General features: G+C 54.1%; 20 protein-coding genes. 3 read left to right on the top strand and 17 right to left on the bottom strand.

Annotation, left to right across the window (positions count from 1 at the left end; all coding sequences use genetic code 11):
• The first annotated feature begins 13 nt into the window (after positions 1-13).
• The 3 genes from B880_RS0105830 (at position 14) to B880_RS0105820 (ending at position 1,430) form a co-directional block, all read left to right on the top strand.
• A complete protein-coding gene (locus B880_RS0105830; RefSeq protein ID WP_026042446.1) occupies positions 14-925 on the top strand; it encodes a DUF808 family protein in 912 nt (303 codons plus the stop codon).
• A gap of 30 nt (positions 926-955) precedes the next feature.
• Entirely contained in the window at positions 956-1,087 is a 132-nt protein-coding gene (locus B880_RS27235; RefSeq protein WP_017346444.1) for a hypothetical protein, read from the top strand.
• 163 nt (positions 1,088-1,250) lie between these two features.
• Positions 1,251-1,430, top strand: a complete 180-nt coding sequence (locus B880_RS0105820) for a YodC family protein (RefSeq protein WP_017346443.1) — start codon at positions 1,251-1,253, stop codon at positions 1,428-1,430.
• Between the two features lie 39 nt (positions 1,431-1,469).
• Here B880_RS0105820 and B880_RS0105815 read toward each other — a convergent pair whose 3' ends face one another.
• The 17 genes from B880_RS0105815 to fliF form a co-directional block, all read right to left on the bottom strand.
• Positions 1,470-2,690 (bottom strand): glycosyl transferase, encoded by a 1,221-nt coding sequence (locus B880_RS0105815; protein WP_017346442.1) that lies wholly within the window; start codon positions 2,688-2,690, stop codon positions 1,470-1,472.
• A 30-nt stretch (positions 2,691-2,720) separates the two neighbouring features.
• Entirely contained in the window at positions 2,721-3,521 is an 801-nt protein-coding gene (locus B880_RS0105810; RefSeq protein ID WP_017346441.1) for a mannosyl-3-phosphoglycerate phosphatase-related protein, read from the bottom strand.
• A 525-nt stretch (positions 3,522-4,046) separates the two neighbouring features.
• A complete protein-coding gene (locus B880_RS0105805; RefSeq protein WP_026042445.1) occupies positions 4,047-5,747 on the bottom strand; it encodes a methyl-accepting chemotaxis protein in 1,701 nt (566 codons plus the stop codon).
• 127 nt (positions 5,748-5,874) lie between these two features.
• The gene (rcsA, locus tag B880_RS0105800; RefSeq protein WP_026042444.1) at positions 5,875-6,513 is read right to left on the bottom strand and encodes a transcriptional regulator RcsA; all 639 of its coding nucleotides are present in this window, start codon (positions 6,511-6,513) and stop codon (positions 5,875-5,877) included.
• Between the two features lie 620 nt (positions 6,514-7,133).
• Positions 7,134-7,919, bottom strand: coding sequence for a flagellar biosynthetic protein FliR (gene fliR, locus B880_RS0105795; protein WP_017346438.1), 786 nt, complete (start codon positions 7,917-7,919; stop codon positions 7,134-7,136).
• Entirely contained in the window at positions 7,919-8,188 is a 270-nt protein-coding gene (fliQ, locus tag B880_RS0105790) for a flagellar biosynthesis protein FliQ (RefSeq protein WP_017346437.1), read from the bottom strand. Before fliQ ends, fliR begins: the two co-directional genes overlap by 1 nt.
• A 19-nt stretch (positions 8,189-8,207) precedes the next feature.
• Positions 8,208-8,942, bottom strand: a complete 735-nt coding sequence (fliP, locus tag B880_RS0105785; RefSeq protein ID WP_017346436.1) for a flagellar type III secretion system pore protein FliP — start codon at positions 8,940-8,942, stop codon at positions 8,208-8,210.
• Complete coding sequence (gene fliO / locus B880_RS0105780) at positions 8,942-9,337, bottom strand: flagellar biosynthetic protein FliO (protein ID WP_017346435.1); 396 nt, start codon at positions 9,335-9,337, stop codon at positions 8,942-8,944. Before fliO ends, fliP begins: the two co-directional genes overlap by 1 nt.
• Before the next feature lies 1 nt (position 9,338).
• Positions 9,339-9,749, bottom strand: a complete 411-nt coding sequence (gene fliN / locus B880_RS0105775) for a flagellar motor switch protein FliN (RefSeq protein WP_017346434.1) — start codon at positions 9,747-9,749, stop codon at positions 9,339-9,341.
• Positions 9,742-10,749 (bottom strand): flagellar motor switch protein FliM, encoded by a 1,008-nt coding sequence (fliM, locus tag B880_RS0105770; protein WP_017346433.1) that lies wholly within the window; start codon positions 10,747-10,749, stop codon positions 9,742-9,744. Before fliM ends, fliN begins: the two co-directional genes overlap by 8 nt.
• 4 nt (positions 10,750-10,753) lie before the next feature.
• A complete protein-coding gene (gene fliL, locus B880_RS0105765; protein ID WP_017346432.1) occupies positions 10,754-11,239 on the bottom strand; it encodes a flagellar basal body-associated protein FliL in 486 nt (161 codons plus the stop codon).
• 129 nt (positions 11,240-11,368) lie between these two features.
• Positions 11,369-12,628 (bottom strand): flagellar hook-length control protein FliK, encoded by a 1,260-nt coding sequence (locus tag B880_RS0105760; RefSeq protein WP_017346431.1) that lies wholly within the window; start codon positions 12,626-12,628, stop codon positions 11,369-11,371.
• A complete protein-coding gene (gene fliJ / locus B880_RS0105755; protein ID WP_017346430.1) occupies positions 12,625-13,068 on the bottom strand; it encodes a flagellar export protein FliJ in 444 nt (147 codons plus the stop codon). Before fliJ ends, B880_RS0105760 begins: the two co-directional genes overlap by 4 nt.
• A gap of 29 nt (positions 13,069-13,097) precedes the next feature.
• On the bottom strand, positions 13,098-14,459 hold the full coding sequence (gene fliI, locus B880_RS0105750) for a flagellar protein export ATPase FliI (protein WP_017346429.1): 1,362 nt from the start codon (positions 14,457-14,459) through the stop codon (positions 13,098-13,100).
• On the bottom strand, positions 14,459-15,154 hold the full coding sequence (gene fliH / locus B880_RS0105745; protein WP_017346428.1) for a flagellar assembly protein FliH: 696 nt from the start codon (positions 15,152-15,154) through the stop codon (positions 14,459-14,461). The genes fliI and fliH overlap by 1 nt, the downstream gene beginning before the upstream one ends.
• Positions 15,147-16,139 (bottom strand): flagellar motor switch protein FliG, encoded by a 993-nt coding sequence (fliG, locus tag B880_RS0105740; RefSeq protein WP_017346427.1) that lies wholly within the window; start codon positions 16,137-16,139, stop codon positions 15,147-15,149. The genes fliH and fliG overlap by 8 nt, the downstream gene beginning before the upstream one ends.
• Complete coding sequence (gene fliF / locus B880_RS0105735) at positions 16,136-17,827, bottom strand: flagellar basal-body MS-ring/collar protein FliF (RefSeq protein ID WP_017346426.1); 1,692 nt, start codon at positions 17,825-17,827, stop codon at positions 16,136-16,138. The genes fliG and fliF overlap by 4 nt, the downstream gene beginning before the upstream one ends.
• Positions 17,828-17,909 lie beyond the last annotated feature (82 nt).

The raw sequence follows: 17,909 nt of genomic DNA, 5'->3' as shown, positions 1-17,909 counted from the left end.
GAGGGAGTTAATCTTGGCAGGAACAAGTCTACTGACATTGTTGGATGATATAGCAACACTTCTGGATGATATCTCCGTGATGGGAAAGATCGCGGCGAAAAAAACCGCCGGGGTTCTGGGGGATGATCTGTCACTGAACGCGCAGCAGGTCAGCGGCGTGAAGGCCAACCGTGAGCTGCCCGTGGTCTGGGGCGTGGCAAAAGGTTCTCTACTCAATAAAGTGATTTTGGTGCCGCTGGCGCTGTTGATTTCTGCCTTTGCGCCTTGGCTTATCACGCCGCTGTTGATGATTGGCGGGGCCTATCTCTGTTACGAAGGGGTGGAAAAAGTGCTCCACAGCTTCCAGCGAGATAAAGAGGAAAACAGCCCGGAAGCGCGTCAGAAAAGGCTGGATAACCTGGCCCGCCAGGACGCGATGCAATACGAAAAGCAGAAGGTGAAAGGGGCTATTCGCACTGATTTTATTCTTTCGGCGGAAATCGTGGCGTTGACGCTAGGGGTGGTATCCGAGGCACCTTTACTTAACCAGGTGATGATTCTGGCCGGTATTGCGTTACTGGTCACGGTGGGCGTCTACGGCATTGTGGCGGTGATCGTAAAAATTGACGATCTTGGCTATTGGTTAGACAAAAAGCCCTCGGCGATTGCCCGTGGACTCGGCGCGGTGCTACTGGCTGCTGCCCCCCTGCTGATGAAATTCCTGTCGATTGTCGGCACGATCGCCATGTTCCTGGTGGGCGGTGGCATTATCGTGCACGGTATTCCCTGGCTTGGCCATCAGCTGGAACAACTGACTGCGGGCTTTAGCGGCATCGTTACGATGCTGCTGAACAACGGCAGCCACCTGGTTCTGGGCTTTATCGTTGGGTCGATCGTGCTATTGCTGGTGAGCCTGATTGCCAGAGTGCGGGGTAAAGAGGTATAACGCGCGCTAAACCTGACGGGAGTACCCACTATGAAAGATGACGAGTTTGAATTTGATATTGACGCACAGTTAGCCGATGCCGAAGCGCGCGCTGAAGAGAAAGCGGGCGCGGTGCCAGCTGACCTGAACGACGAAGGCGAGTGCGAAAGCTGCAAGATTTAACCCCTTCAAAGCGGATGATATTTTTTATCCGCTTTTTTTATATTCCGCATTTTTATCTGCCAAATTCTGAATTCGCACACATTTCACATTCTTTTAGAGGTCAAAATAACTTAAGGATGCTATACCTTTCAGGGTTCTAATTTCGGTCAAAGGGAGAGCACTTATGGTCTTTGCAGTCAGTGATGCAGTTCAGCACAGAGATGGCGGACCCACTATGGTGGTGACCGGTCATGCAAGCGGCATGGTTGAGTGTCGTTGGTATGATGGCTATGCCGTAAGACAGGAAGCCTTTCGTAGCGATGAGCTGAGCCACAGCGCCATCGTTGGCGAACTGGTCGGCTAGCGGTAATGGGGATGCACCTGCATCCCCGTATCATTTTCCTCAAACTGTCCCGTCATTATCCTCTTCAACCGCCTGATAAATACGCTGCAAAATATCCGGAAATGCCGATTGCACCCGGCTCCAGCTCGGAATGAACGGTTTCTCATTAGGGCGTTCAATAAAGGCCTGGCCTGCATCAAGAATCGCCTGCGTGAACATCTCCACCGCGGCTTCCTCACTGTGCTGATCGAACTTCAGGCCATTCATTGCCGCTTCATGGTTGTAGGTTTCCATCATGTCCAGCGCGTTGCGGTAGTAGGTTGCCTTTAACACGCGGAAGGAATCGCTGGTGAGGTTCACCCCCATGGTGGCAAGTTTACGCAGCAACGACTGCACAATGTCATTACTCATGCGCTTCAGCCCCCCGGTGCCATCTTCTTCGGCCAGCGGTTGGTGCTTGTGATCGTAGTTATCGGCAATCTCCACCTGGCAGGTCTGGCGCGTGGTGTAGTTGCGATAAATCTCAGACAGCACGCCGATTTCCAGCCCCCAGTCACCAGGTATCTTGATGTTATTCAACACATGGGTGCGCATCGCGAACTCACCAGAGAGGGGATAGCGAAAACTGGAGAGGTAATCGAGGAACTCCGAATGGCCGTAGACTTTTTGCAGGGAACGTAACAAGGGGCCCACCAGCAAACGTCCGACGCGGCCATTCAACTTGCCATCTGCCACTCGGGCATAGAATCCTTTGCAGAACTCATATTGAAACGCCGGGTTGGCGAGGGGGTAGAGCAGGCGAGCCAGCATCCCGCGTTCGTAGGTAACAATATCGCAGTCATGCAGTGCCACGCAGCTGCTGCGGTCAGAGGCTAAAACGTAACCGGTACAGAACCAGACATTCCGTCCTTTGCCGGGCTGGCTGGGGGAAAGCCCCTCTTTGTCCAGTTCTGCATCCAGTGCCTTCAAGCGTGGGCCATCATTCCACAAAATGCGGTGGCGCTGTGGCAGACGGGAAAAGAATTCCCGTGCGTGAAGAAATTGATCGCGATCGGCACGATCCAGGCCGATCACGATCTCTTCCAGATAGGGCACCTGTGCCAGTTCGTTAACGATTTTATCCAGCGCTGGGCCTTCAAGTTCGGAAAACAGCGAGGGCAAGATGAGCCCCATTTTGCGTTTGTGCGAGAAGCGCACCAAATCATTCTCCAGCGAGGATACGCTGCGGTGGGTGAGGTTATGGAAATTGGTGATTACGCCATTCTGATAAAAGTCACTCATCGCATCATCCTTCTGGTTAGCGGTCAGGGATTAGGTGTCTGGCGTCAGAAAGTAGTCCATTCCTTCGCTCCACCCTTCAGGGCCGTAGTGCGCAGTAAAGTAGATGTTGTCTTTATCCGTGCGGTGTAGCTCAACCGGCTGTTTACTGTAGCCTTTGATCACCACGGCGTAGTCAACGCTGTCTAACATCGAGGCATCATTGGGGCCATCACCCAGCCCAATGGTGGTCAATTTTCCGCCCGCCGTCGCACAGAGCGTGGTGAGGAGCTGGGCCAGCGCCGCTTGCTTACTGCAATCAGCTGGCAATATGTGCCAGAAACGCCCGCCTTGTAGCAACGACAAATTTTGTGCGGCCAGTTGCTGTCGGAACGCGGCAAACGCATCCTCGCTGTCGCGCCAAATCAGCACTTCAGAAGCTTCACGCCGACGTGCCAGCTCCGCCTGGGCCAAAGTGAGCCCACTCACCGCGCTGACTTCCACATCACTCAATTGGTGGAAAGGGGTGAAGTGAAACTGTGCCTGCAAGTGGGTGATCTGCTGACACAAGGCGGAATAGCTGGGCGACGTGCTGTTGGGTTGCAGGCGTTGCTCACTGTTCAGTTGCAGCACTGCACCGTTTTCCGCAATAAACGGACTGCCTGACAGCCCGAGCTGCTTCTGTAACGGAACAATCTCTGCGGCTGTTTTACTGGAACAGATAACCAGGGGGATCAACTGCTGGCGCAAGCGCTCCAGCCAGGGCTGCGCGGCATCCCAGCGGTAGCTGTGGTGGTCGAGCAGCGATCCATCCAGGTCAGTGACAATCAACAAGGGGTGTTGCCGGTCAATCATTGCTCAGCTCCTTGCGGTTACGTGGCTATGATCCTGTGATTTCAACAGTATAGACCGCTTTTATGACGGCTCTCGTCAGCGGAGGGATTTAACCTGAGTTTACGACAGATAAAATCACGACGGGGCGCTGTTTCTGTAGCCAGATATTGCAGTGTTGATCACATTTTTATGCTGCAAATGAAGATTAAGACTTGTCTTGAGCGGCAGGGGAGTTCATTTTGTGAACTGTTAGTGAATTCCCTGGTGTAACGAAATTTTGTGTCTTTTTAACCCGGCCAGCGTGTCGGGTTTTTTTATGGGCGCTGGCGTTCGGTGAATGTTTTCGCTGGCGGTAAGAGGAAGAGTTAAATGCGGGATAAAAAAAAGCCCGCGCTGCGCGGGCAAAAATCCTTGTTACTTTTAGGTTGACTGCGCCTTTGGGGTTGGTGCAGTGAGAGAAGTGTAAGAAATTACAGCGCTAAAAGTCTCAACGGGAAATGTTAAGAAAGTGAAAAGCCAGAGCGGGAGGGTGAGCGCCCGCCAGAATCAAAAGGTTTCCCAGTGGCTGTTATCTGACGTCACTGCCGCAAGTCGGGTGGGCCGTGCAATCGCGGCCACCGGCATGGCGGCGGGAGCGCTGATTCCACTGTGGCTGTCGAGGCGGAATGCCGCCACAGATTGAGTCAGACGACCCGCTTGCTCTTCCAGCGCGGCGGCAGCGGCAGAAGCCTGCTCAACCAGCGAAGCATTTTGCTGGGTAACATTATCCATTTCAGTCACCGCTAAACTCACCTGTTGAATACCCCGGCTCTGTTCATCTGAAGCGGCGGCAATTTCAGCCATGATATCGGTCACGCGGCGCACGGCGGTGACAATCTCGTGCATGGTGCCACCCGCACTGCCAACCTGTTGCGATCCTTCACCGATCAACGCGACGGATTCTGCAATCAGGCCATCAATCTCCTTGGCGGCCTGAGCACTGCGCTGTGCCAGGTTACGCACTTCACTGGCGACCACGGCAAAACCGCGTCCCTGCTCACCCGCACGGGCCGCTTCAACGGCGGCATTCAGTGCCAGAATGTTGGTCTGGAAGGCAATGCTGTTAATCACATTAGTGATCTCGGCAATCTTTTTCGAACTGCTGGAGATGTTATCCATAGTGGTAACGACCCCGGCAACCAACTCGCCACCATCCTGTGCCTTGGCAGAGGCATCGGCCGCCAGTTGACTGGCATGATGGGCGTTCTCTGCGTTCTGTTTCACGGTTGCGGTGAGTTGTTCCATGCTGGCGGCGGTCTGCTCCAGCGCGGCAGCCTGCTGTTCCGTTCGGGAAGAGAGGTCTGTGTTTCCGGCACTGATTTCACCCGAGCCTTGATAGATAGCCATGGCCCCTTCACGTACACCGCTGACCGTAGTGGCCAGCGCATGTTGCATCTTTTGCAGATGGGTCTGCAGTGTGCCAATCTCATTGCGGCCTTGTGGCTGCGCCGGTGAGGTGAGATCGCCTTGTGCAATCAGGGTGATATGGCTAACCGCGTGGCGCAGTGGGGTAATGATCACCCGACGCAAGAAAACAAAAGTTAGCAGCGTTAATGCCAGAGCAAGAGCAAATGCGACGCCCATACAGATGAAACCGGTGCGTGCACGCTGTTCTGCCTCAAGACGAATGTTATCTGCGCGCTGCGTACGGATTTGAATCACTTTCAGCAGGACTTCATTGTAGGCATCATCCAGCTTGCGCGTGACGTCAGTCTCCTGTGAAACAATGCCCTCAAAGCTCCCTTGACGGGCCGACTCGATCATTGGCTGCAACCCCTTTTGCACATAGTCATTAAAGCGGGTTTCAAGGTCGGCATCGAGTGCCGCATCGGCAGGGGTTTTGACCCGACGGTGGAGATAGGCCGAAAACCCGTCTTTCGCTAACTGAATCCGCTGTTGGGTACGGGCCAAATCCTTGCGGAATGTCTCCATCTCGCCAATGCGTGTTGCTGCGCCAGCCTGAATGACGTTCAGGCGAGCAGTACGCAGGTGGTTAGAACTGTTGGAAATGGCCATACGCACCTGAATTTCTTCAGTGGCGTCTTTCAGGGCCTGATCGCTTTGATGAAGGTAATAGCTGGCCACGCTAATACACAGCGCAAACAGCAGTAAAATACCGGTGAAAATAAGGGTGAAAAGAGGAACCATCCGCAGGTTTTGCCAGCGACGTGGGGAATCGGTTCGGGGATGAAGCGGAGCGGTATGCATGTTATCTCTCTCATAGGCAGTGTGGTATGAGAAAGCATCGGCACCCGCGGGAAAATACTTAGTGGGGGAAATGAGATCTGGCTAGCAAAATGAACCGGAGCCTGAGTCAGGCTCCGGACAACAGAGATTAAGGTCTTACATTGACGTAAATACCAGAGGTGACATTATCGGTCAGACGCACCACATGATAAATCACCTGTTTATTGTGCGTCTTAATTTTGCGTTTAATATTACCTTTATGTGAAGAAACGGTTTTTGCCTTAATTTGCATCTCTTCGGAAATTTGAATGGTGTCGCGTCCTGACATCCACATTTTCAACATATTTGATTCTGTCTGGCTCAACGTGAGCGGATGAACATCCAGCCCAGAAGAGATCCGTGAAGAAAGGTTGAATTTCTTCTGTAGATATGTGGTTAACAGCGAATCCAGTGTCGATGTCTTCATCGATTTTGATGTAATAATCAGGTTCTTACGAACGTAGAGATATTCCTCAAAATGGATGTTAGAGATCGCCATAAAAATAAAGAAAAGCGTATCAGGATGCTGAATGATGACCTGTCTGATTCGATCGCTTGAATCAGCCTCATGGATAAAACACTCTTCGCTAATAAAGACCACACCAGGTTTAAGCTGAGCACACTTTTGTTGTAACTGTTCTATATCGTTAACTGAATATATGTTTTTCTTTTTGACCCCTTTCGAGGACATATAATCCGTCAACCCCAGTCGTGTGTAGTTGCATGAATCCATAATAATTGTTGGCATGTTAGCGACCCTCACCAATTTGTTATCCGTTTAAATCAACGATGAATTTCACGTTGTGGTACGAGAGAGATTTCAAAAATACTTTTTATTTTTTTATAACCTGGCATCGTTACACAGAGATTCCCAAAGAGAGGAGTCTACTTCCATGCACTAATTTGCTAAGCATATTATTGAGCTGAGACGTCACCAACCCCCTTACAACCGAGGTCGCTGTGTTACTACAGATGCGTTGTGATTTAACCCTTGCCACTATCGCTGATAACTCGTTAGTTGCTGATAGGACAATTCTTAAATGCATTTGTTTCTCGAAAGTGTAACGTTTCAACGAATGTTGACAATGCCGGAAAAATGTTTATCTGACAAGTAAAATCGCTTATGGCCGATTTTTACCTGAAAAACAGTTTATTACCGGAATTGTCATAAATTATGTGCAGTTACAGCTAACTGAACACGACACCTAAAATACGCGAAGCGCGTTTTAATAAGAATAATTTTCACTCCCTAATCGCACTTATCAGAATTTCCTTAGCTTTTTTCAGTTATAAATGGTGCAAAAAATGCTCAGATACATTTTGATCGCTTAACTATTGGGCGTAAACAGGTGATGAGAAGGCTAATGATTAGTCATTCGCAAGCTGATGCAAGAATCGCGCGATTAAATCAAACACTTCGCTAACAATATGTTCACAAAATGGTGCGAGCAACGGCATCATTAACCCTAATGTCAGTATTCCTACTGTTAATGTCACGGGAAAACCGATGGCGAAAATAGAGAGCTGTGGTGAAACGCGGTTTAACAATCCAAGGACCAGATTGAGCGTGAGTAGCAAGACGATTAAGGGCAATGCCAGCATCATACCGTTAAGAAAAATAAGTGACGCTGATTGGGTTAATGCCATAAACGCCGAGGCGTTCAGGGGCGTGTCGTTTATTGGCAGGATATGAAAACTGTCAGCCAGCAGCGAAATTAACCACAGATGTCCATCAAAGGAGAGGAACAACAGCAGGGCTAAGATTTCCAGCAGTCGGGCCACCACCGGCATGCTGGCACGGCTACCGGGATCGTAGAAGGTGGCAAATGAGAGCCCCATTTGCAGGCCGATCACTTCCCCTGCCGCCCGCACCGTGGCGAAAGCCAACTGCATGGTCCAGCCGAGGCCCACCCCGATGAGAATTTGCTGTAATAACACCCAGAAGCCAGCCGCAGAGAACAGCGTGGTATTGACCGCCGGGAGCAGCGGAGCCAGTAGCCAGGTAACCATCACCGCAAGGCCGATTTTTACGCGATTACTGATGTTCTTTTCGCTGAATAAAGGTGCTGTGGCAAACAGGGCCAGAATACGTGCAAGAGGCCAGAAAAACTGGCTGACCCAATGTACCAGTTGGGCGCTGTCTAAAGTGACCATCAGCCAATGATGTAGGGCAGGTTGGTAAACAAATTGCGCATGTAATCCAGCAGCAGACCCAGCATCCACGGCCCTGCAATGACCCCCGTGGCCGCGACGGCAAGGATTTTGGGGATAAAGGAGAGCGTCTGTTCGTTGATTTGGGTCGCCGCCTGGAGCAGGCTAATGGTCAAACCGCTGACCAGTGCCGCCAGTAAGCAGGGGGCGGCCAACATCAGGGCCAGCTTCATGGCTTCTTGCCCCATCATCATTACCGATTCAGGTGTCATCTTGTTCTGCCTTGTGCGATTAAGAATAAAAACTTTGCGCCAGTGAGCTGATCAGCAGTTGCCAGCCATCCACCAGCACAAACAGCATCAGCTTAAACGGCAGTGAGATGGTGGCAGGGGGCACCATCATCATGCCCAGCGCCATCAGCACGCTGGCAACCACCATGTCGATAATCAGGAAGGGAATAAACACGGTAAACCCGATTTGAAAGGCGGTTTTCAGCTCGCTGGTCACATAGGCGGGGAGCAAGATGCGCATTGGCACCGCTTCCGGGCCCTGAATCGGCGGGGTATTGGCTAAACGGGCAAACAGGGCCAAATCGGCCTCGCGTGTCTGGCGCAACATGAACTCACGCAGCGGTTGTGCGCCTTTGTCCAGGGCGACATCCATGGCAATTTTATCCTGGCTGAAAGGCAGGTAGGCATCCTGATAAATCTTATCGAAGGTGGGTGCCATAATAAAAAAGGTTAAAAACAGCGCTAATCCCAGCAAAACCTGGTTGGGTGGGGCTGAAGTGGTACCCAACGCATTGCGCAGCAGGCCGAAGACAATAATGATGCGGGTGAAGCTGGTCATCATCAGCAGTGCGGCTGGAATAAAGGTCAGTGAAGTAATAAAGACCAGAGTCTGTACGGGCAGTGACCAACTCTGGCCGCCACCAGGCAGCGGATGGCTAAGCAAACCTGGCAATTCAGCCTGCGCGGCACCTGGCAGCAGAAATAGCAGGGGCAGAAGAAGTGAAAATCGGCGCATCAGGATTTTTTTCCACGGCGTTTGAAGGTTTGCAGCAGTTGACGGAAATCCGGCGTGGCGCTGGTTGCAGCCGCATCGGTGCCCGGTTCTGCGGGGGGAAGCGTATGTAGCAGGGCGATCTGCTGCGCAGTCACCCCCAGCACTAAGCGGGCATCTGCGGTTTCGACAATCACCACCCGCTCGCGTTGACCCACCTGCAAACTGCCAGCCAGCTTCAGGCTGTGGCTACTCGCCTTCGGGGCTGCCAACCCTGAACGGCGTGCCAGCCAGGCGCAGGCGAGAATCAGTAAAATGATAAACGCCAGAACACCGACGATTTGCATCAGAACAGAGGCGGTAGAAACCACGGGCTCTGTGTGACTGGTCGCATGGAGCAGGGGTGATTGTGGATTCATCTTAACGGCTCAGGCGACGCATACGTTCAGATGGCGTGATAATGTCGGTAATGCGCACGCCGTATTTATCATTCACCACCACCACTTCGCCCTGGGCAATCAGATAGCCATTGATCAGAATATCCAGCGGTTCCCCGGCTAATCCATCCAACGCCACTACCGAGCCTTGCGTTAAGCGCAGCAGCTCTTTGATGGTCATTTTGGTGCGCCCCAACTCCACGGTCAGCTTGACCGGAATATCCATAATTAAATCGATATCCTGGAATGAGCTGGCAAGATCGTTGCTCTCAAACGATTTAAACACGCCATCGCGTGATGCCGCAGGTGCGGTTGCCGCCTGCTCGTTCATGGCTTCAGCCCACAGATCGTCCGCAGAGATGGCGTCTTCGGACGGTTTGTTAGTCTCACTCATCGGGCTGTTCCTCATTCAGCGAATTCAAAATCGGGTTTATCAAGTGCTCAACACGCAGCGCATACTGGCCGTTCAGGGTGCCGTATTGACTGGTCAGTACCGGTACGCCATCGACGTGGGCGATAATGCGATCCGGTTTATCGATGGGCAGAACATCGCCCGGTTTCAACTGCAAAATGCGCGACAGGCGGAGCGCAATATCAGCAAAGTGGGCAATCAGCTCCAGTTCGGAGTGCTGCACCTGCTTCACCAGATTTTCGCGCCAGTGGTTATCCTCCTGACGGGAGTTCTCCAGCGGCGGATTGACCAGTAGCTCGCGCAGCGGTTCAATCATTGAGAAGGGAATACAGATATTGAATTCACCCACCAGATTACCGATCTCAACCTGGAACGGGGTATTCACCACAATATCGTTCGGTGAAGTGGTGATATTGGTGAATTTGACCTGCATCTCTGAACGCACATATTCCACTTCCAGCGGGTAGATGGCTTTCCAGGCCTCGCTGTAGGTTTCCAGTGCCAGCTTCAACATGCGGCGAATGACCCGCTGCTCAGTGTGCGTAAACTCACGCCCCTCAACTTTGGTCGGGAAGCGACCATCGCCACCAAACAGGTTGTCCACCGCGATAAACACCAGGCTTGGGGAAAACACCACCAGAGCGGTGCCACGCAGCGGGTTCAGATGGATCAAATTCAGGTTGGTTGGCACCGGCAAATTGCGGGCAAATTCATGATAAGGCTGAATTTTAATTGCACCAACGCTGATGTCCGGACTGCGACGTAGCAGGTTAAACAGCGCCATACGGAACTGTCGGGCAAAACGTTCATTAATAATCTCCAGCGCCTGTAAGCGTTCACGCACCACACGGCGCTGGGTATTAGGATCGTAAGGGCGGATATCGCCCTCGGGACCACTTTGACTCTTTTCAACTTCCGCGCTGTCGCTGTCGCCATTGAGCAACGCGTCAATCTCTGCCTGGGAGAGAATACTATCGCCCATTGACTCACCTTAAAATGAAGGCCGTAAACAGTACGTCGTTTACCGCCTGCGGAGGTTGACCTGTTACCAGAGGGGGGGCCAGCACCTGCTTGATCTGTTCAACCAATGCCTGTTTTCCTTGCTCTGTTGCCAGCGCACCAGCACTCTGGCGCGAAAGCAGCAGCAGCAAACGGCTGCGCACCTCGGGCAGATAGTCATTCAGCCGACGACGGGTGTCCTCATCCGGTAGACGCAGGGTAAAGCCTACATACAAGACGCGGTCCGGATCGTTATCGGGATTGACCAGGTTAACCGTAAATGTATCAAGTGCAAAAAAGACCGGCGCGGCCGGCGGTTCTACTTTCGCAGCAGCCGACTTTTCGCCCTCGGGTTTATTCATCATTCGCCAGACTGCATAGCCTGCTACGCTGCAAGCGGCCAGGGTGACGAACAGTAACACCGGCACTAAAATTGAACGTTTGCGGCCTTTAGCTTTCGCGTTATCAGACATTTTTGCAGTTACTTCCTGTGAATTATGGGCGGGCTTTTCGGCTCGCCTGGACAGATTATCCCGTGTCTTAAGTCAAACAATGGCAAGAAAAGACACGGGTTTTACGCTTACCTTCAGCGTTTGTCGCTGTCAGGCAAAGATATCAACAGCACCTGTCCCGGTAACCCTGGCCTGAAGTGAGGCAGGAACGGCGATCGGTGTTGTTGCACTATCATTTTCCTGAGCCAGAGAGAAGCTGCCGTGCTGTCCATCGCGGCGGGCCTCCTGATGTTGCGGGGAACCCTGGCCTTGCGAGAAGCTGTCACTGCTGACCTGGCTCTGCCCCAGGTTGATACCACTCTCCGCTAACGCCGTACGCAATTGCGGTAGAGCCGCTTCCAGTGCTGCCCTGACGTGGCTGTGACTGGAAACCATTGTTAACTGCGCCTGATCGTTCTCCAGTTTCAGGCTGATCTGAATCGAACCCAGATCTTCCGGGTGCAGGCGCAGCTCCGCATTTTGTTGTCCATTGCGGCTGTACATCACTACCTGTTGGCTCAGCGCTTGCTGCCACTCATTGCTGCCTAGCTGTGCATTTAACGTCGGTGTGGCTGGCGTATTATTGCTGGCGGCGGCCAGTGGCTGGCTCACTACGTTGGTCGCACTAAAGGTGACTGCCGTACTCTGACTATCGTTACTGCTGTCACTGCTTTTAACGGCCTGATTGCCGTTGCTGCTCTGAGTCACCAGGTTATTCAGCGTCTGCTGAAAATCTTTATTCTGTGTCGGTGTCAGCGTGTTGACGGCATCACTGCGCACCGGTGTATTGTTGACGTCATCCGGACTGACGCTGCTTTTTACACTCAGCGAGGTGGTAGGCGTCTCCTGACTTACACCGCTCTCTTTCGCGGTTTGCTGCTGCTCGCTTTGCACCAGCTTGCTCACCAGAGGTGAAGCCCCTGAAGTGACGACTGCACTAGCTTCTGCCGCGCGCGTCTCTACTGGGGGGGCTGCTGTGCCAGGCAACATCGCCATCAGCGCCTGCACACTCTGCATCTCACTGGTGCTCAACCCAGGCGATTCAGAATTATCTGTATCATCGGCGGATTTCGCCGTGTCTTTAATATTTTCCCGGTTTAACAGTGCACTAAGGGTCTGTGGGTCCTGCAGCGCACCCATCAACGCGTTTAACTGCGTTGTAGGAGAGGCGCTTTCGCTGTTTTTATCATCACTATCCGTCGATTGCGCAGAGGCGCCTTGCTGTTTCACCAGGCTGAGCAAGCGGTTGCCTAGCTGAGTGACAAAATCCGTGGGGAGCACGGCCACACCGCCCTGCGCTTCGCTACTGTCACTGGTGTCTGTCAGGTTGATATCGGCCTTAGTGATGGCAATTTTTGGTAGCGTTATCAATCACTTTTCCTCAAAGCGGCCCGTTGGGCGTATTCATCCATCCGTTTCTGATCGAGCCGGTTTTCTTGTTGTAAGGCCGTCTCGGCGGCACGGGTCTGTAAAGTCTGGTAGGCATTCAGGCGGCGCTTTTTCTCACGCCAGCTGACCAGCGCCTGCTCCAGTCGTTGATTCCAGTGGGTTAACTGTGCGCGATGCTGTTCAATGGCTTTTTCCAGCGTGGCGATAAACTGGTGGTAGTTGGACCAGCGATTGGCGGCAATGCCGCCGCTCATGTCCTGGTTCAGCTTGTTACGGTATTCATCCTGGTACTCCAGCAACATCAGTAACTGTTCATCAGCCTGCTGTTGTGCGCGACGCATATCCCCTAAATGGATCATCGCCTTGTCCAGATCCTTCTCGGCAAGATCGCGCAGTGTCTCAATGGCAGAGCCATTTCTCATCAGTCTGGCCTCCGGCTAGTCACAACAACTCAACCAAACAGTGCCTGTAAGTGCAGGCAGGCATTGTCGTACTCGCTACGCTCAAAGATGCCCTGTTGCAGAAAGGCTTCCATTTCCGGGTAGAGTTTAATGGCACGATCCAGCAGAGGATCGCTGCCAGCCGCGTAGGCACCTACGCTGACTAAATCGCGGTTGCGCTGATAGCTAGAGAGCATCTGTTTAAACTGGCGCACCCGCGCATAATGGCTTTCGTCAATCAGCGCGGTCATGGCTCGGCTAATCGAGGCTTCAATATCAATCGCCGGATAGTGTCCCGCTTCAGCCAGACGGCGTGACAGGACCACATGCCCATCCAGAATGGCGCGGGCGGAGTCGGCAATCGGATCTTGCTGGTCGTCGCCTTCGGTCAACACGGTATAAAAAGCGGTAATTGAGCCTCCGCCGTGGGTGCCATTTCCGGCTCGTTCTACCAGTGCGGGCAGTTTGGCGAAGACAGAAGGGGGGTAGCCCTTGGTGGCCGGGGGTTCGCCGATGGCTAGCGCAATCTCACGCTGTGCCATGGCATAGCGGGTCAGGGAATCCATGATCAGCAGTACGTGCTGCCCGCGATCGCGGAAATCTTCCGCAATCCGCGTGGCGTAGGCCGCACCCTGCATACGCAGGAGCGGTGACACATCGGCTGGCGCGGCAATCACTACCGAGCGAGCACGCCCCTCGCTACCGAGAATGTTTTCGATAAAATCTTTAACCTCACGGCCACGTTCGCCAATCAGCCCGACGACAATCACATCGGCCTGGGTGTAGCGCGCCATCATGCCCAACAGGACACTTTTGCCCACGCCAGAACCGGCAAACAGGCCCATGCGTTGACCACGACCCACGGTCAGTAAGGCATTGATGGCCCGCACGCCGGTATCTAACACCTCCGTGATAGGCGTGCGCTGCAACGGGTTAAACGGTGCGGTAGAGAGCGGGGCACGGTAGCCGGTATCCGGTGCGGGAAGACCATCCAGCGGGCGGGCGCTGCCATCCAGTACCCGGCCCAGCAGGGCAGGGCCAAGGGGCAACTGTTTGCCGCCATGAGGATTATCGCCGTTGAAGCGCGCATAAACGCGAGCTCCCGGCAAGATGCCATCCACCTCTTCCAGCGGCATCAAAAACAGTTTCTGTCCGTTGAAGCCCACCACTTCGGCTTCCACTTCATCCATCTGTTTACCGTCGTGGCGTTCGATCACGCAGGTGGCCCCCAGCGGTAACTGTAAGCCTGTTACTTCCAGCACCAGCCCGGTGGCCCGCACCAGTCGGCCATAGCGGCGTACCGGTTGCACCCGTGCGATACGGTTTTCAAAGGCGTCCAGCGATCCCAGCCAGCGTGTAAGACGTGATGTCATTACAATTCTCCCGGTGCCGCAAGACGGCACAGCTCCTGCCAGCGGGTCGCCACGCTGGCATCCAGATCGCCATCTTCCGCGCTGAGCTTGCAACCGCCCGGATGCAGCGTGCTGTCGGCCAGTAACCGCCAGCCGTGCAGATCCAGGGTTGCCCCCAGCGTCTGTTCGACCTGCTGTAAATCATCCGGGTGGACGCGCAACTGTGGCTTACCGCTAAACATCGGCTCCTGTTGAATCAGGCCCTGGATCTGGCGCAGTAAGGCACTGCCATCCACGCTGGTAGACTGGCCGATCACTGTGCGCGCCGCTTCCAGTGCCAGCTGCATTAAACGTGCGGCAATCACGCTGTCCAGCGCCTCCAGGCTGTGCTGGAACTCGGTGACCAACTGCTGCATACGCGCCTGGATCGGGGCTTGCTGCTGTTGGGCTTCCGTTAAGCCCTGTTGAAAACCGGCGTCATAACCGGTTTTCTGGCCCTCGCTGACCCCCAACTGGTGGCCCTCGCGATAGCCCTGATCGTGTGCCTGCTGGCGCATAGCGGCCTGTAAGCGTTCTAACTGCTGCTGCTCATTGGCGGCTTCGTCAACCACGTCCTCCAGCGTTTCCGGCAGCAACTCAGGTTCGGGTTCGACCGGTTGTGCCAGATCTTCCGGTTGCCACAGCTGCCAGGGGTGAGAAGAGAAGGCATCAGACATAGGTTTCCTCGCCGCCACCAATCACCATCTCACCGGCTTCCGCCAGGCGACGTACCACCAACAGAATGGCTTTCTGCTCATTTTCCACCGCAGACATGCGCACCGGACCACGGTTAGCGAGGTCGTCACGCAGAATGTCAGCCGCACGCGCCGACATGTTTTTGAGGAACTTCTCGCGCAGCGGCTGCTCGGAACCTTTCAACGCCACCAGCAACTGCTCGGATTCCACTTCCTGCAACAGACGCTGGATGCTGCGGTCGTCCACTTCCACCAGGTTTTCGAACAGGAACATTTCGTCGATGATCTTCTGTGCCAGCTCGCCATCGAAGGTGCGTACCGCTTCGATAACCGCCTCTTCCTGCTGCGTTTTCATCAGGTTGATGATTTCCGCTGCGGTTCTCACGCCGCCCATCTTGGCGCGCTTGAGGTTCTGGCCATCCAGCAGGTTGTTGAGCACCTCGGTAAGTTCCGCCAGTGCGGCTGGCTGTACGCCGCCGAAGGTGGCAATACGCAGCATCACGTCATGACGCAGGCGCTCATCAAACAGCGCCAGAATATCGGCTGCCTGGCTGCGTTTCAGGTGCACCATAATGGTGGCGATAATCTGCGGATGCTCATCGCGGATCAGGTCTGCCGCTGCCTGCGGCTCCATAAAGTTCAGCGTCTCCATGCCGCTGGTGGTTTCACGGGTTTCGAGGATATCCTCCAGCAGGCTGGCGGCACGCTCCTCGCCGAGCGCCTTCACCAGCACCGCACGGAGATACTCATTGTTATTCAGGCTCAGCGCGGCGAACTGCTCGGAATCCACCTCAAACTGACGGAGGACTTCCGTCAACACCTTGTGTGAAACCTGGCGCATATTCGCCATGGCGGCACTCAGATGTTGTACTTCGCGTTGGCTCAGGTGTTTAAACACTTCAGCCGCACGCTCCTCGCCGATGGTCATCATCAGGATGGCGCTTTTTTCAGTTCCGGTCAGGCTCATAGTTCGGTACTCATCCATTCACGGATCACCAGCGCAACTACGCGTGGATCGTTTTCAGACATATCGCGGATGCGCTGGCTCATGACCTCGGCGTTCATGCGACTATTGGATTTGCGTTCCTGATCCAGCTCTTCACCGCTGAGCTGTACGCTGTAGGCATCACCCTCTTCTTCGGCGGCGGCCTGCTGGGCCACGGCTTCGGCGGCGGCTTTTTCAGCCTCCTGTTTACGCATCAGCTGTGGACGCACCAGCTTGCGATAGAGAATGAAGGCCACCAACGCAACCAGTAACCAGCGACCTGCGCTCATCAACTGATCGAAGAAGGCTTGCTGTTTCCAGAACGGCAGTTCGCCACCGCTGGTATCGGTCAGATTGAACTGAGAGTTCACCACGTTGAGGCTGTCACCACGATCCTTTGAATACCCCATCGCTTCACGCGTCAGGTCTTCAATCTGCTTGATCTGCTGGTCGCTGAGCGCCACCTCTTTGCCTTTATCGTCCAGGCGGTAATTCACCACCACTGCGACAGACAGGCGCTGTACATCACCGGTGTTGAGACGGGTATGACGGATGGTGCGATCCAGTTCGTAGTTCACCGTATCATCGCGGCGTGAGCTGCTTGGGCCACTGCTTTTCGCGGTGCTGGTGGTGGTGCCGTTATTCGCGGCCGCGCCATTTTGCGCAGGAGGATTCGTAACTGGCGCGGTGTTAGCCGGCGCCGGTTCATTCGACAACGCACCAGGCACACCACCCGGGTAAGGCGAACCATTCTGCTCGCTGGTGCTGGTCTGGCGTGAACGCACCGCGCTGTTGGCCGGATTGGCGTTCGGCTGGTAGTTTTCGATGGTTTGTTCGCTGGTATCGAAGTTGAGCTGAGCAGTAACCTGCGCGTGGACATTACCCTGACCCACAATGGGGTTCAGGATGGCTTCAATGCGCTGCTGGTAGCGGGCCTCAACCTCGGAAGTAAATTTCAACTGGCTGTCGTTAAGATCGCGGCCACCGCTGTCAGCATGGGTCAGCAGATGTCCCGCCTGATCCACCACCGTCACATTGCCGGGCGGTAGCCCAGGCACGCTGCTGGAGACGATGTGCACAATGGCCTGAATTTGGCCTTCATCTAAGGCGCGACCCGGTTGCAGCGTTAAGGTCACAGAGGCTGAAGGGGCTTTTTGCTCACGCACAAACAGCGAAGGTTTTGGCATCGCCAGGTGGACGCGGGCATCCTTTACGGGGCCCAGAGTGCTGATGGTCCGCGCCAGCTCCCCTTCCAGGGCGCGTTGGTAGTTGACCTGTTCGCTGAACTGGCTAATACCAAACTTCTCTTTATCCAGCAGTTCGAAGCCTACAGAGCCGCCTTTAGGCAGCCCCTGTTGCGCGAGACGCAAACGGAGTTCATAGACTTTGTCGGCAGGCACCATTAACGCGCCACCATTCTCTTCGAAATGGTATGGCACGTTCATCTGCGTCAGTTGGGTGACGATGGCACCGCCATCTTCATTGCTCAGATTGCTAAACAACACACGATAGTCGGGGGCTTTCGCCCAGAGCACCAGTGCAAAAATCACCGCAATGGCTGCGGCGGCTGCGATTATAAGGGGGATACGTGGATTGGCGCGCAGGCGAGCGAGGATCTCGCTGATGCCCTTGGCGGCTTTATCCTGGGTTGCGGTTACACTCGCATTCATGAACGATTCCTGCCTGACATCATTGACCGGGTGGGTTGTGGTGACAAAAGGGACTCCCTGACACTGCTTTGGGTAAATTCAA

Source organism: Pantoea sp. A4 (genome assembly GCF_000295955.2).
Taxonomy (GTDB): domain Bacteria; phylum Pseudomonadota; class Gammaproteobacteria; order Enterobacterales; family Enterobacteriaceae; genus Pantoea; species Pantoea multigeneris.
Note: the sequence above shows the minus strand (reverse complement) of the source record. Positions and strands in the feature narration are given on the sequence as shown.